14 protein-coding genes are annotated in these 13,826 nt (G+C 73.3%); 12 read left to right on the top strand and 2 right to left on the bottom strand.

Annotated features, from left to right (window positions below; genetic code table 11):
• The first annotated feature begins 140 nt into the window (after positions 1 to 140).
• From K6U06_RS12430 to K6U06_RS12420, 3 genes are all read left to right on the top strand, one after another.
• Positions 141 to 668, top strand: coding sequence for a MarR family transcriptional regulator (locus tag K6U06_RS12430; RefSeq protein WP_262322252.1), 528 nt, complete (start codon positions 141 to 143; stop codon positions 666 to 668).
• Positions 669 to 1,027: 359 nt separating this feature from the next.
• Positions 1,028 to 1,876, top strand: coding sequence for a sigma factor (locus K6U06_RS12425; protein ID WP_262322251.1), 849 nt, complete (start codon positions 1,028 to 1,030; stop codon positions 1,874 to 1,876).
• A gap of 243 nt (positions 1,877 to 2,119) precedes the next feature.
• The gene (locus K6U06_RS12420; protein ID WP_262322250.1) at positions 2,120 to 2,440 is read left to right on the top strand and encodes a pilin; all 321 of its coding nucleotides are present in this window, start codon (positions 2,120 to 2,122) and stop codon (positions 2,438 to 2,440) included.
• Between the two features lie 91 nt (positions 2,441 to 2,531).
• Here K6U06_RS12420 and K6U06_RS12415 read toward each other — a convergent pair whose 3' ends face one another.
• The gene (locus tag K6U06_RS12415; protein WP_262322249.1) at positions 2,532 to 2,825 is read right to left on the bottom strand and encodes a hypothetical protein; all 294 of its coding nucleotides are present in this window, start codon (positions 2,823 to 2,825) and stop codon (positions 2,532 to 2,534) included.
• Between K6U06_RS12415 and K6U06_RS12410 the strand changes: the two genes are divergently transcribed.
• The 4 genes from K6U06_RS12410 (at position 2,812) to K6U06_RS12395 (ending at position 9,451) form a co-directional block, all read left to right on the top strand.
• Positions 2,812 to 3,738 carry a hypothetical protein gene (locus K6U06_RS12410; protein ID WP_262322248.1) on the top strand — a complete coding sequence of 309 codons (927 nt, stop codon included), beginning with the start codon at positions 2,812 to 2,814 and terminating at the stop codon, positions 3,736 to 3,738. The two genes, K6U06_RS12415 and K6U06_RS12410, sit on opposite strands and share 14 nt — an antisense overlap.
• On the top strand, positions 3,735 to 4,790 hold the full coding sequence (locus K6U06_RS12405) for a PrgI family protein (RefSeq protein ID WP_262322247.1): 1,056 nt from the start codon (positions 3,735 to 3,737) through the stop codon (positions 4,788 to 4,790). Before K6U06_RS12410 ends, K6U06_RS12405 begins: the two co-directional genes overlap by 4 nt.
• On the top strand, positions 4,787 to 6,586 hold the full coding sequence (locus K6U06_RS12400; protein WP_262322246.1) for a VirB4 family type IV secretion system protein: 1,800 nt from the start codon (positions 4,787 to 4,789) through the stop codon (positions 6,584 to 6,586). The genes K6U06_RS12405 and K6U06_RS12400 overlap by 4 nt, the downstream gene beginning before the upstream one ends.
• 93 nt (positions 6,587 to 6,679) lie before the next feature.
• The gene (locus K6U06_RS12395; protein WP_262322245.1) at positions 6,680 to 9,451 is read left to right on the top strand and encodes a type IV secretion system DNA-binding domain-containing protein; all 2,772 of its coding nucleotides are present in this window, start codon (positions 6,680 to 6,682) and stop codon (positions 9,449 to 9,451) included.
• Positions 9,452 to 9,550: 99 nt separating this feature from the next.
• Here the strand turns inward: K6U06_RS12395 and K6U06_RS12390 are convergent, their stop codons facing one another.
• Entirely contained in the window at positions 9,551 to 9,718 is a 168-nt protein-coding gene (locus K6U06_RS12390) for a hypothetical protein (protein ID WP_262322296.1), read from the bottom strand.
• 74 nt (positions 9,719 to 9,792) lie between these two features.
• Here K6U06_RS12390 and K6U06_RS12385 point away from each other — a divergent pair, with 74 nt between their 5' ends.
• From K6U06_RS12385 to K6U06_RS12365, 5 genes are all read left to right on the top strand, one after another.
• Positions 9,793 to 10,578 (top strand): replication-relaxation family protein, encoded by a 786-nt coding sequence (locus K6U06_RS12385; RefSeq protein WP_262322294.1) that lies wholly within the window; start codon positions 9,793 to 9,795, stop codon positions 10,576 to 10,578.
• Positions 10,575 to 11,552, top strand: coding sequence for a C40 family peptidase (locus K6U06_RS12380; protein ID WP_262322244.1), 978 nt, complete (start codon positions 10,575 to 10,577; stop codon positions 11,550 to 11,552). The genes K6U06_RS12385 and K6U06_RS12380 overlap by 4 nt, the downstream gene beginning before the upstream one ends.
• Positions 11,553 to 11,613: 61 nt before the next feature.
• Positions 11,614 to 12,291 (top strand): hypothetical protein, encoded by a 678-nt coding sequence (locus K6U06_RS12375; protein ID WP_262322243.1) that lies wholly within the window; start codon positions 11,614 to 11,616, stop codon positions 12,289 to 12,291.
• Between the two features lie 4 nt (positions 12,292 to 12,295).
• A complete protein-coding gene (locus K6U06_RS12370; RefSeq protein ID WP_262322242.1) occupies positions 12,296 to 13,258 on the top strand; it encodes a nucleotidyl transferase AbiEii/AbiGii toxin family protein in 963 nt (320 codons plus the stop codon).
• Positions 13,259 to 13,433: 175 nt separating this feature from the next.
• Positions 13,434 to 13,817, top strand: coding sequence for a recombinase family protein (locus K6U06_RS12365; protein ID WP_262322241.1), 384 nt, complete (start codon positions 13,434 to 13,436; stop codon positions 13,815 to 13,817).
• Positions 13,818 to 13,826 lie beyond the last annotated feature (9 nt).

Raw genomic sequence — 13,826 nt, 5'->3', positions numbered from 1 at the left:
TCCAACAAAATCCCTCTCGCGTACGCCGGTTCTTTCGGCCGTCGACGGGGTTCGAGAACCCTCTCTTTGGCCTTGAGGTGGGCTCGGAGACGGAGGTAGGTCCTTCGAGGAAGAGCCCACTCGACCCCAAAGGAGCCCCCATGGCACGCCCGCTGCAGATCACCGACGACACGATCCTCGACGCCTTGGCCGCCCGCCCCGAGGTCACCTCCACCGACCTGGCCGAGACCCTCGGTATCGGCCAGTCCACCGCCGCCAAGCGGCTCGCCGCGCTGGAGGCGGGCGGCTCGGTGCGCCGCACCCCGGGCGGCCGGGAAGCCGGCAGGCGAGCCCCGGACCGCTGGTCGGCGGTGGCCACGCCCGAGGTTGCCGCCGCCGACCTGATCGGCGGCGAGCCCGGCGGCGGCGAGCTTCGTCCCGCCGCTGGCGAGGAAACCCCCGAGCCTCCCGCGGCAGCTGGTCGGCTGGGGCGGGGCGAGCTGGGCTCTCTCGTGCGGGACTACCTCGCCGCCCGCCCGGGCGAGTCCTTCGGGCCGGCCGCGCTCGGCAAGGCCTTGGACCGCTCCCAGGGTGCCATCTCGAACTCGCTCGCGACCATGGCGGCGCGTGGCGAGGTGGTCCTCGTGGGTGACAAGCCCCGCCGCTACCGCATCGCCGAACCCCTGTAGTCCCGGCCCGCCGGGAGAAGGCATCCCGACCGGGTGGGACTAGTCCCAGATGTGGGACTTCGGGTGCAGACAGAGCGCGGGAGTCGAGGTCCCACCCGTGGGACCAGGGCGACGCAAGCGGCGGGACAGAAAAATCTGGCGGCGTCCGAGCCTCTGAGTCCCGCGGCAGGTCCCACCTCTCGCGATGAGCAAGTCCCACCGCGCTGACCTGCACCGACGCTCCCGACTCCGCGGAGAGCTCCCGCATTGGTCCCGCGTGCGGGAGGTCGGTGGGGACAGGCGAAGTGGGAGCGATCCGGGACTGATCCGGGTCCACCTGCGTGGCGCGATGACGGCCCACCTCACCGAAGGAGCCGCCCATGTGCCCTCGCCGCATCCTCACCGACTCGCCGTTCGACACCTTGGAGAAGACGTTCGATCTCCTCACGACCGGCCCGCGCCCCCTCGCCCTGGACGGCACCGGCCTTCCCGGTCTGCCCGACCGCCCCGTCCCTCTCGGCGAGCTGAAAGCCCGGCTGCTGCACCCGTCGACGCCGTTCGCCATGCGCGACGCCGTCGTCGGCGAACTCGTCGCCCGAGCCCAGGCCGAAGGCGGCCGCTGGAGCGTCGGCCTGGCCGGGGTGCTCCTGCCCGGGCTGCGCCGGGCGGTCTGGGCGCTGACCCAAGCCTGCCCGGACAAGGCCGACGAGATCGAGGCCGAAGCTCTCGCCGCGTTCCTGGCCGCCGTGGCCAGGGCCACCCCGGGCCGGGGCCGCCTGGCGTCCTGGCTGTGCTGGCTGGCCCGCACCGGCGCCGCCCGGCTGCTCCGGGCCGAGCTGGCCGAGCGAGCCGGGCCGGGCACCGAGCCGGTCTCCGCCGCCCCGCCCCGGCCGTGGGGGCATCCCGACATCGTCCTCGCCCGGGCCGTCGCTGCGGACGTGGTCAGCGCCACCGATGCCGAGCTGATCGCCACCACCCGCCTCGAGGGCGCCAACCTCGCCGCCATCGCCGAGGACCTCGGCCTCGACTACGAGACGTGCCGGATGCGTCGAAGCCGCGCCGAGGTCAAGCTGCGCGACTACCTGAACTCGGACTGGTACGAGCCGTTCGATTTTGTTGGAAAAGCGGCCGAGACCCCTTGTTCTTCTAGTAGGGGTCGTCCCCGGCACGGCCGGCCAGCGGACCGGCGACCGGGCAAGCGTCGCTCGAGCCCACCACCGAGGGGGTGAGAGTGCCCACCCCGGTCCTAACCGGACCACCGGGGCGACCCCCAACCCCACCCCGGCACAGCGCCCGGGGAGCCGACCAAGGAGGCCACCACGACACATCACGCCCGCATACAACCCACCCACGCAGCGCCCGCCGCAAGACAGGCCGGCACAAGACAGGCCACCGGAGGACCGACCGCTCGAGGGGCCTACGGGGCGACCCACGCCGCAGCCCACCCGGGCGGCCGACGACCCGGGCGGCAGATGGCGAGACGGCTGGTCGTGGCCGGCCTGCTCGCCGGTGCCCTCGCCGTGGTGCTCGCCTCGCCGGCCTACGCGGCCGGCGGCGGGACCCAGACCCTCAGCGGGCTGATCTCGAACCTCACCACCTGGATCGTCGGGATCCTGGCCGGGGTCGCCACGCTGTTCCTGACCATCGGTGGGCTGCGCTACCTGACCGCCGGCGGGGACCCCGGACAGGTCGAGAAGGCGAAGACGGCCCTCAAGTCCGCGGCCGTCGGCTACGCGCTCGCCGTCCTGGCCCCGCTCATCGTGTCCATCCTCGCCTCCCTGGTTCACGGGTGATGCTACGCCTCCCCGCCTGGCGGCCCCAGCATCCGGTCATCCTCGCCTCCGGCGTCGTGTTCGCCGTCTTGGCCCTCGGCGCCGGCGGGCATCACATGGCGTCCTCCGTTCGCGACAGGACTGGGACGGCAGGGACCGCGGTCGTCCTCACCGCCGCTCGCACGGCTTCGCCCACAACGACCGCCCCGAGCGCGCCCGCACCCGCTGCGACCTCCGGGGCAACGACCGCGAGCTCGCAGACATCGGGCTCTGCCACATCGGGCTCGGGGACGTCGGGCTCGGGGACCACCGGCGAGGGCCCGCCACCGATCCAGGTCGGCCCTTCCGGCACCACCGCCCCGAGTTCGCCAGTGTCGGGGAGCGGCGGGACGGTGAGCGGCGGCACCCAGCCCTCGCCGGGGCTGTTCGACATCACCGGCCACATCGAAGCGGCCATCGACGACTGGTTCAGAAGCCTCGTCACCGACGCGCTCGACCCGGTCCTCACCCTGCTCGGCCACACCCTGCTCGCCACCCCGAACGTCACGGCCCAGAGCCGGGTCGGCCAGCTGTGGCGGATGGCCGAAGGGATCGCCGACGCGTTCTTGGTCCTCTTCGTCTTGGCCGGCGGGGCGATCGTCATGGGCTACGAGACCTTCCAGACCCGCACCGCCCTTCGTGACGTGCTGCCCAGGATCGTCGTCGCCGCTGTGGCGGTGAACGCCAGCCTGGGTCTCGCCGGGCTTGCCATCACGACCGCCGATTCGCTGTCCGCGGCGGTGCTCGGCCAAGGCGTCGATGCGGCCAACGCCGCGGTGGTGCTCCGCCAGCTGGTCTTGGGCTCGCTCGCTTCGGGTGGGATCTTCGTCGTGCTCTTGGGCGGGGTGGTCGCCGTGCTCGCGGTGGTGCTGCTCGCCACCTACGTGGTGCGCCTCGCCTTGGTCATCTTGCTCGTGGTCGCCGCCCCGATCTGCCTCGTCTGCCATGCCCTCCCACAGACCGAGGGCCTGGCCAAGCTGTGGTGGCGGGCCTTTTCTGGCACGCTCGCCGTCCAGGTCGCCCAGTCGCTGGTCTTGATCACCGCCCTGCGGGTGTTCCTCGCCTCGGGCGGGCCGGCCAACCTTGGCATCGCCTCGACCGGCGGGGTCGTCGACCTGCTCGTCTCGGCATGTCTGTGCTGGGTGCTGGTCAAGATCCCCGGCTGGGTGAGCCGGGTCGTGTTCTCCGGGTCCCGGGGCCGCGGCGGAATCGGCCGGGTCGTGCGAGACGTGATCATCTACAAGGGCGCCAAGGCTCTCGCCGCCGGGGTCGGGCTGTGAGCCCCGCCGCCAGAGGTCGCCGGCGCGACGAGGACACCGGCCGGGTGCGGATCCCCGCCGACGTCGACCGCCCCGACAAACTCCTGGCGGGGCTGACCGCCCGCCAGCTCGCCATCCTGGCTGTCGCCGCCATAGCCCTGTGGGCCGGCTATGCCGCCACCCGACACCTCGTCCCGCCCGTTGCCTACGGCGCCGTCGCCATCCCCATAGGCGCCGTCGCCGCCCTCCTCGCACTGGGGCGGGTGGAAGGCGTCCCCGCGGATCGCTGGGTGATTGCGGCATGGCAGCATCGCAGGTCGTCCCGCCGGCTCGTCCCCGCACCCGAGGGTGTCCCTGCTGTCCCTGGCTTCCTCGCCGAGGCGGCCAGCTCGAAGCCGTCGGCGCTGCCCGCACCGCTGCGCCTCCCGCTCGCCGGCATCGGAGCCAACGGCGTGGTCGACCTCGGGCCCGACGGCCTGGCCGTGATCTGCCGAGCGAGCGCAGTCACCTTCAGCCTCCGAACCCCCGTCGAGCAGGAGGCCCTGCTCGCCGGGTTCGCCCGCTTCCTGAGCTCGCTCGCAGATCCGGTCCAGGTCCTCGTGCGGGCCGAGCCCCTCGACGTCGGCCCCGCCATCGACGCGCTGCTCGACGCGGCGCCCGGCCTCCCGCATCTCGCCCTGGAGCGGGCAGCCCGCGACCACGCTGCGTTCCTCGCCGATCTCGCCGCCAGCCGGGACCTGCTCCGCCGAGAGGTGCTCGTCGTGCTCCGCCAGCCGGCCGGCCAGGCCAGCACCGACGGGCATGGGGCCGGGCGCCTCCTACGCCGGGCCGCCGAGGCGGTCACCGCACTGGGTGCGGCAGGGGTCAGCCTCTGCGTCCTCGACGGGGTGGCCGCGAGCGGTGTCCTCGCCCGCAGCCTCGACCCGGCCGGCCCGCCCAGGCCCGGAGGACTCACGGGCTCGTCAAGCGGGATCGACGAGCCGGTCACCCTTGCCCATCGGGCCCCCACAGCCGGACCGTTCGACGATCCAATCCCGTCCGGCGACCCCGCTCAGGAAGGAGCCACCCGATGAGCAAGCTGCTCTCCCGCATCCCCCGGCCGGGCGCTAAGCCGGCAACGCCGTTCGGGCCCGACTCGATCGAGATCCACCCGCGGGCACTTCGCGTCGGGGACGGCTGGTGCCGCAGCTTCGCCATCACCGGCTACCCCCGGGAGGTCGGGCGCGGCTGGCTGGAGCCGCTGTGTGCCCACCCCGGACGCCTCGACGTCGCCGTGCACATAGAGCCGGTCCCCGCCGAAATCGCCGCCGAGCGCCTCCGTCGCCAGCTGGCCCGCTTGGAGTCGGGCCGGCGCGCCGACGCAGCCAAAGGGCGCCTCGCCGATCCGGACGTCGAGGTCGCCGCCGAGGACGCCCGGGAGCTCGCCGCGGGACTCGCCCGGGGCGAGCAGAAGCTGTTCCGGGTCGGCCTCGTCCTCACCGTGCACGCCACCAACGAGCAGGCATTGGAGGCAGAGTGCGCCCGGGTGCGGGCCCTGTGCGCGTCGGTGCTCCTCGACGCCCGGCCGGCTACCTGGCGCAGCCTGCAGGGCTGGGCGTCCACCCTGCCCCTCGGGGTCGACGCCCTCGGCCAGCACCGGGCGTTCGACACCGACGCGCTCGCCGCCAGCTTCCCCTTCGCTTCCGCCGAGCTGTCGGCTGCCACCGGCGTCCTCTACGGCACCACCCAAAGTGGCACCGGGCTCGTCTCTTGGGACCGCTTCGCCCAGGACAACCACAACTCGGTCATCCTGGCGCGCTCGGGCGCGGGCAAGTCCTATCTCACCAAGCTCGAAGCGCTGCGCTCCCTCTACCAAGGGATCGAGATCGCCGTCGTCGACCCCGAAGACGAGTACCGCCGCCTGGCCGAGACGGTCGGCGGCGCCTACGTGCATCTCGGTGCCCCCGGGGTGCGGGTCAACCCCTTCGACCTCGACGCCGGGCCCGAGGGCGGTGACGGCGAGGGCGGCGGCGACTTTCCTGGGGATGAGCCAGACGGGGCGCTGGCCTCGGGTCCGGTGGTGCGCCGGGCGCTGTTCATCCACACCCTCGTCGCCGTGCTACTCGGCGAGAAGCCCGACCCGGCGACCGCCGCCGCGCTCGACCGCGGGATTGTTTCGGCCTACGAGTCGGCGGGGATCACCGCCGATCCCCGCAGCCACGCCCGCCCCGCGCCACTGCTCCGTGACCTCGCCGCCGCGCTCGACGCGGACGGCGACCCGGCAGCGCACACCCTCGCCGCCCGGCTCGCCCCGTACGTGTCGGGGACGCACCGGGGGCTGTTCGACGGGCCGACCACCACCCGGCCCGACGGGCACCTCGTCGTGTTCAGCCTCCGAGACCTCCCCGACGAGCTGAAGGCCGCAGGGACGCTGCTCACCCTGGACGCCATCTGGCGGCGGGTGTCGGACCCGGCCAAGCGACGACGGCGGCTCGTGATCGTCGACGAGGCGTGGCTGCTCATGGCCGAGCGCTCGGGGGCGGAGTTCCTCTTCCGCATGGCCAAGTCCGCCCGCAAGCACTGGGCAGGACTCACCGTCGTCACCCAGGACGCCGCCGACCTGCTCGGCTCCCCGCTCGGCCAGGCCGTCGTCGCCAACGCCGCCACCCAGATCCTGCTCCGCCAAGCCCCCCAGTCGATCGACACCTTGGCCGCGGCGTTCGGGCTGTCGGCCGGCGAGCGGGCCTACCTCCTCGGCGCGGCGAGGGGCCACGGACTGCTTGCTGCAGGCCAGGACCGCGTCGCCTTCCGCGCGCTCGCCAGCCCGGCCGAGGACGCCATCTGCCGCACCGGCATCAGCGACGCCCTCGACGACGTCCCCGACCTCTGATTCCACCACCCGCCAGCCCTGATCGCCACCGCCACATCGAACCCAGCCACTTCGAACGCAGCCACTTCGAACGCAGCCACCCAGGAGGACCCAGTGCCCACCGCCCCGACCACCCCCGTGACCCAGCCACCGCCGCCGGTGCCCCACCTGCCGTCGGGGCCGCTCGCCCGCTACCTCGCCCACCCCGGACCGACCACCGCCCGCCTTCTCCACCACGTTGCCCACGTCTTGGCCCACGTGGCCACGACGGCCGGCCCGGTCGCCCTCGGCATAGGTGTCGCCGGGTTGCTGGCGCTGTCGGCCGCACGGGCCGCCCAGGGGCGGCGGATGGCCCGGGGCGCCCGACTGGTCGAGGTGCTCAGCCCGCCTGTCGTCGATCCCGAGGGGGCGGCCACCTTGTGGACCAACCTCGTCGCCCTGCTGCGCCCCGCGTGGCGCCGCGTGCTTTTCGGCCAGCCGCACCTCGGCTTCGAGCTGGTCGCCTCTGACGCCGGGCTCACCATCTCGCTGTGGGTGCCGGGCGGCATCCCCCCGGGCCTCGTCGAGCGGGCCGTCGAGGCCGCCTGGCCCGGAGCACGCACCGACACCGTGCCCGCCACCCCACCGCTGGTGGGATCAGGCGTCGCGACCGGCGGGAGCCTCACCCTGGCTGCCGGCGAGCAGTACATGCTGCGCACCGAGCACAAGGTCGACCCCCTGCGGGCGCTCCTCGGCGCCCTGGCCGCCCTCGGCGAAGGCGAGACCGCGTGTGTGCAGGTCCTCGCCCGGCCCGTCACCGGCCGGCGCCTCGCCCGCCTCCACAAGAGCGCCACGGCACGCCGTGCCGGGCGTCCCGCCACCAGAACCGCGCGTCTCCTCGACCTTCTCACCCCCGGACCGGCCACGAAGCCCACCGCCGTCGACCCGACCCGAGCGGCAGACGTGGCCGACATCTTGGACAAGGCCGCCCAGCCGTGCTGGGCGATCGCCGTTCGCTACGCCATAGCGACCACCGCCACCGACCGCCAGGCCAAAGCCCGCTTGCGCGGCCGGGCCCATGCCGTCGCGACCGCGTTCGCGCTCTTCTCGGGGCGCAACCGCCTGGAGCGCCACCGCCTCGCCCACCCCGCCCAGGTCCTCGCCGGTCGCCGGCTCGGCAAGGGCAACCTCGTCTCGGTGGCCGAGCTCGCCGCCCTCGCACATCTGCCGACCGATGTCGCAGTACCGGGCCTGGCGCGGGCCGGCGCCAACGCCGTGCCCCCACCACCTGCCGTCGCCCGCCCCGCCCCTGCTGGCGTCACCGGGCCGGATGCGCCGCGGAAAACCTCGGCGCCGAAGGTGCTCGGCGACGCCCAGGCCGGCGGGCGCCGACCGGTCAGCCTGGCGGTCGCAGACGCCCGCTACCACCTGCACGTCATGGGAGCGACCGGCTCGGGCAAGTCCACGCTGCTCACCAACCTCGTCCTCGAAGACGTCGAAGCCGGACGCGGTGTGGTCGTGATCGACCCGAAGGGCGATCTGATCACCGACCTATGCGACCGTCTCCCCGAAGGCGCCGAGGCGCGCACCGTGCTCGTCGATCCCGAGGACCCCGACGCCGCCCCGGTCCTCAACGTCCTGTCGGGACCGGACCCCGATCTCGCGGTCGACAACCTGGTCGGGATCTTCCGCTCCATCTTCTCCGCCTTCTGGGGGCCGCGCACCGACGACGTGCTGCGCTCCGCGTGCCTCACCCTGCTCCGCCACGCAGCAGCCACGGGCACCTCGACCAGCCTCGCCGATGTGCCCCGGCTGCTGTCCGACGACGAGTTCCGGGCACCTCGCATAGCGGTGGTCTCGGCCGACACGGTCGGGCTCGGCGGGTTCTGGAAGTCCTACGAGCAGATGTCCGAGGCCAGCAGGGCACAGGTCATCGGCCCGGTCATGAACAAGCTCCGGGCGTTCCTGCTCCGCGACTTCGTCCGCTCGGTCGTCGGGCGCCCCGACTCGAGCTTCGACATGGGCCAGGTCCTCGACGGCGGCATCTGCTTGGTCCGGGTCCCCAAGGGCATCTTGGGCGAGGAGACCGCACGGCTCTTGGGCTCCTTCGTCGTCGCCAAGGTGTGGCAGACCGCGACCCATCGGGCCCGGCTCGGCCAGGCCGCCCGGGTCGACGCCTCACTCGTCGTCGACGAAGCCCAGAACTTCCTCCACCTCCCCCGATCCTTCGACGAGATGCTCGCCGAGGCGCGGGGCTACCGGCTCTCCATGGTCCTCGCCCACCAGCACTTGGGCCAGCTCCCCAAGGAGCTGCGCGACGCGGTCTCGGCCAATGCCAGGACCAAGGTGTGGTTCTCCATGTCCCCGGAGGACGCCCACGCGCTCTCGCGCCACGTCGCTCCCGAGGTCTCCGAGCACGACCTGTCCCACCTCGGGGCGTATGTCGCGGCGGCACGCCTCGTCGTCGGCGGCGAGGAGACCCCCGCCTTCACCCTTCGCACCCGACCCGCACCACCACCCCAGCCCGGCCGGGCCGACGCGGTCCGCGCCGCCAACCGGGCTGCGCATCACCGGCCCCGGCCCGAGGGCACGAAGCCCCTCGCCGGACGCACGCTTCCCGCCGGCACGCGTACCGCCACCGCCGAGGGCGAGAGCAACGACAGCGCCGGCACGGTCACCGCCATCGCCGCTGCACGGGCCGCCCGAGCCGCCCGACAGGCCGAGTCACGGGCCGGAGCGGGCGACGTCGAACAGGGGCTCCACGAGGGGCTCCATAACGGGCTCCGTCAGGGGCTCCACGAGGGGCTCCGACCTGGATCGGAGCCCTCGGGACCGGCTGAACCACCAGCACACGGCGCCGGAGAGGGCTCCACCGCGCCGGCGGACTCAAGGGGTAGGGGGGTGTGAGCGTGGTCGATGATGCCGGCCGGGGGCCGGTCTGCACTGGGTCGGCTGGTACTGCGTCGGCTGGCACTGGGTCGGACTCGGCTGGAGCCGCTGGGCCGCTCACGCCGGCAGCTGGTCTATCCGCTCCGGTATCACCGGCATCGCCGGCAGCTCCAGCCAGCGCCGCTCGGTCGTCGACGACTCGGTCCTCGGCAGCTCGGCTCCCGCCCGCATCCGTCTCGGCAGGTGGTCCGGCGCCGTCCGGCGCTCCGCATCGCCTCTCGCCACAGCCCGACGGCGCTCCGCATCGCAGCGGGCCGAGCGACACCAGCCGCCGTGGCTGGCGGGACCTCGACTCCCGGCTGCTCCCCGTCCTCGGCCGGCTTACCGAACGCGACCGCCATCTGTGCCGCCTCCTCGACGACCACCGGGTGCTCACCAGCTCCCAGGTCGCCGACGTCTGCTTCACCGGGGAGCGCCGGGCCCGGATGCGCCTCGCCGAGCTGTACGCCCTCGACGTCCTCGATCGCTTCCGACCACGGCGCGGTGGCAGCCCGGTCCCCTTCCACTGGGTCCTCGGCCCGCTCGGCGCCGCCCTCATAGCCGCCGAGCACGGCGTCGAGGTGGCCGACCTCGCCTGGCGCCGCCGCCTCGTCTACGACCTCGCCGCCAGCCAGCGCCTTGCCCATCTCGTGGGCACCAACGGCCTCTTCTGCGCCCTCGCCCGCTCGGCGCGCGCCCGGGAAGGCTGCCGGCTCGAACAGTGGTGGTCCGAGCGGCGCTGCGCCGCGGAGTGGGGCGAGGTCGTCCGACCCGACGGCTACGGGGTGTGGACCGACCACGCGACGAGCCTGCCGTTCCTCATCGAGTACGACAACGGCACCGAACGCCTGGAGCGCCTCGCCCGAAAGCTCGACGGCTACGCCCGCCTCGCCGCCGCCGCAGGGCATCCGAACTGGGTCCTGTTCAGCTTCCCGAGCCCGCGCCGTGAGGCCGAGGCCCGCCGGGTGCTCCGCCACCCGGTCGTCCCGGTCGCCACCACCGCCCGGGCCGGCCGTGGCGCACCAGACGGCCCGGTGTGGCTCCCCGCGAGGTCCACCGGCACGGCACGCGTCCGCCTGGTCGAGCTGTCCCTCGCTGGCGCGTGAGCATCGCCCTCGACGACAGCGCCGCCTCCGGGTTGGCCACCAAGCTCGCTGCCGTGGCCGGCGGGCTGTGCCTCCTCGTCGCGCTCCTCGCCGCAGGAGCGGGGGCGGGGATCGCCTCGCTCCTCGGCGGCGGAGCAGCGGCCCCTTCGGCGAGCGCCACGAGCGCCATTCCCCCGGCGATGCTCGCCCTCTACCAGCAGGCCGCTACCACCTGCCCGGGGCTCCCCTGGACCGTGCTCGCCGCTATCGGCACCGTCGAATCCGGAAACGGCACCTCCACTCTCCCCGGGGTCCACTCGGGCGCAAACTCGGCCGGTGCGGAAGGTGACATGCAGGAGCTCGCCTCCACGTTCGCTGAATACGACCAACCGGTCCCGCCCGGCGGGGCAGCCCCGCCGTCGCCCTACGACCCGACCGACGCGGTGTACGCGGCGGCCCGGATGCTGTGCGCCAACGGCGCGGCCAACGGCGCCAATCTCAACCAGGCCATCTTCGACTACAACCACGCGACCTGGTACGTCAGCGAGGTCATGTCCCTCGCACAGACCTACGGCCAGACCCAGGCCCAGACCGTCGCCGCGGGCACCGCCGGAGGCGTCGCCGTCGACTGGGCCCTCGCCCAGGTCGGCACCCCCTACATCTGGGGCGGCGAGACCCCCGGTGTCGGCTTCGACTGCTCCGGACTGGTCCAGGCCGCCTACAAGGTGGCCGGGATCAGCCTTCCCCGGGTCGCCCAGGACCAGTACGACCGCACGACCAAGCTCGGACCCGGCAACCCCGTCGAGCCAGGTGACCTGATCTTCTTCGGCGGCGGACCGAGCGACGTCACCCACGTCGGCATCTACGTCGGCAACGGCCAGATGGTCGATGCCCCTCACACCGGCGCGGACGTCCGGGTCGAGGCCACGCCGACTACCCCAGGGGCGTCCTGGGGGACCGACGTCGTCGTCGGCGTCACCGACCCGGCGGCGTGAGAGGCACTAGGTTGTCAACTTCGCGTATCGCTTTGCCGACACTGCTGGTACGATGTCGACCATGAGCACGACGAGCGTGGCACCGGAGGTCCGCAAGCGGGTCCTCGCCTCGCGGGACCGTTTCTGGCGTCCCGAGGACTTCGCCGGCTCCCCCGACGCGGTCGCCCAAGCCCTGTCGCGGATGGCCCGTTCCGGGGAGGTACGCCGTGTCCGGCGTGGCCTGTACTGGCGCGGCACGCCGACCCGGCTTGGCATGGCTCCCCCGCCGGCGGGTCGCCTCGCCAGCGCGGTCACGGGCGGGAGGGGCTCCGGTCCGGCCGGATGGAGCGCCGCCGTGGCGCTCGGCCTGTCCACCCAGGTGGCCCGCCGGGAGGCGGTCGCCGTTCCGGGCAGATCACCTCGCAGTCCCGGCTCTGTCCGCTACGTCAGCCGGGCGGCCAGCACCAAGCGTCGCGACGAGCGGCTGCGCCCGACCGAGGTCGCGCTGTTGGAAGTGTTGCGGGACTGGGACGGCCTCGTGGAGGTCCCCCCCGTCGATGCCGTCGCGCGGATCGCTCGGCTCGCCAACGATGGCACGGTCCGCCTCGACCGGGTCGCTCGGGCGTCGGATACCGAGCCGCCCCGGGTCCGCGAGCGGCTGCGCCGCCTCCTCGCCGCGCTCGGACGGGCGGACATGACCGACGTCGTCCGCCCGGCGCGCAGCCGGTCCGTCCGCCGCGATCCAGCCCTCGCCGGCTGAGGCGGTGGCCCGCTTCGCTGACCTGGGTGAGTTCGCCCCGACGCTCGACGCCGCCGCCGAGCGGCTCGGGATCAGCCCCACCGCGGTCGAGAAGGACTACTGGGTCAGCCAGGTCCTCCGTCTGCTCGGCCGTGACTTCGGCGGTGACTTCATCTTCAAAGGCGGCACCAGCCTTTCCAAGGGCTACCGGTTGGTGGAGCGATTCTCCGAAGATATCGACGTCCTCGTCCTGCCGGGAGAGCGGGGGCGTGGGACGACCGACAGGCTCATGAAGGCCATGGCCGACGCATCGGCCACCGGTGTCGGCGGCTCCGCCGTTGGGGTCGGAGGAAGCGAGACCGGCCGGCACCGCTCCTACGAGATCGCCTACCCCGCCACCCGAGCGCCGACCGCGCTCATCCGCACCAGCGTGCTCCTCGAGATGGGTGTCCGGGGAGGGCCCCATCCCCACGCGCCCGTGCCGATCAGCTCCCTCCTCGGCGATGTGCTCGAGGCCGCTGGGACCGACCTCGGCGAGTTCGACGACCTGAAGCCGTTCGAGGTCGCCGTTCTTCATCCGGGACGCACCCTCCTCGAAAAGCTCGTCCTCATCCACGCCCTGGCCCAGCAGCTCGCCGCCGGCACCGGCGGGTCGATCGACCGGCGCAGCGGCCGGCACTTCTACGACGTCTACCAGCTCATGGGGGACCGACAGGTGCTCGACCTGCTCGCGGATCGAGATCAGACCGAACAGGTGATGCGCAGCGTCGAGGAGATCAACCGGGCCTTCTTCGGCGGCGACGGCATCGAGGTTCGCCCGGCGGGCGGCTTTGCCAGCTGCCCGGCATTCGATCCGACCAGCGACATCTCGACCCGGCTCCGAGCCGCCTACGAGTCGACCATGCCCGAGCTGTACTTCGGCGCCGGACCGCTTCCTACCTGGGACGAGGTCTGCGGTCGTGTGGCAGAGCAGCACGCGCTGCTGTGAGCATGCCTGACCCGGTGGCGTGAGCGAGGATCGCAGCGGAGAAACATGCGACCCGGAGCTGGTGCCGGAAGGACTGGTATCGGCGTAAGAAGGCCCGATCCAGCTGCGCGGCCTTGCAATCCGGGCCCAGCGGAGGTCTCATCGCCACCGGAAGGTGATCAGGAAGGAGACGACCGTGTGGCGAGTCGCGATCTACGCCCGGGAGGCGCCCGGGCGCGCCGGGCAGGCGAGGCTTGACTGGCAGGTGGCCAGCCTCGCGGCGCAGGTAGCCCGCCAGCCGGGGTGGTGCCACGTTGTCACCTACGCGGATCAGGGCACCGGCACTGTCCGGCCGGGCCTGTCCCGAATGCTGGCCGACGCGCGGAGCTACTTCGACCTGGTGGTGGCCGACGGGTACGGACGCCTGTCGCCGGACCACCGTGAGCTGCAGGCACTTCTGGCCCAGCTGGGCGGCGCGGGGGTGCGGGTCGTGGTCCTTCGGCCCGCTGCGGGTCGGCGCTTCGCCCGTCTCGTGGCCAACCTGGCGCTCGCCGATCTGGTTGGCGCCGCCGCGCGCTGACGCTGCGGG

The organism is Acidiferrimicrobium sp. IK (assembly GCF_025499425.1).
GTDB lineage: Bacteria > Actinomycetota > Acidimicrobiia > Acidimicrobiales > Palsa-688 > Acidiferrimicrobium.
Note: the sequence above shows the minus strand (reverse complement) of the source record. Positions and strands in the feature narration are given on the sequence as shown.

What these genes read in the sequence shown, in the direction of transcription:
- K6U06_RS12400 (WP_262322246.1), top strand. Translation starts at nt 4,787, where the DNA reads ATGAGCAAGCTGCTCTCCCGCATCCCCCGGCCGGGCGCTAAGCCGGCA.
- K6U06_RS12425 (WP_262322251.1), top strand. Translation starts at nt 1,028, where the DNA reads ATGTGCCCTCGCCGCATCCTCACCGACTCGCCGTTCGACACCTTGGAG.
- K6U06_RS12375 (WP_262322243.1), top strand. Translation starts at nt 11,614, where the DNA reads ATGAGCACGACGAGCGTGGCACCGGAGGTCCGCAAGCGGGTCCTCGCC.
- K6U06_RS12420 (WP_262322250.1), top strand. Translation starts at nt 2,120, where the DNA reads ATGGCGAGACGGCTGGTCGTGGCCGGCCTGCTCGCCGGTGCCCTCGCC.
- K6U06_RS12430 (WP_262322252.1), top strand. Translation starts at nt 141, where the DNA reads ATGGCACGCCCGCTGCAGATCACCGACGACACGATCCTCGACGCCTTG.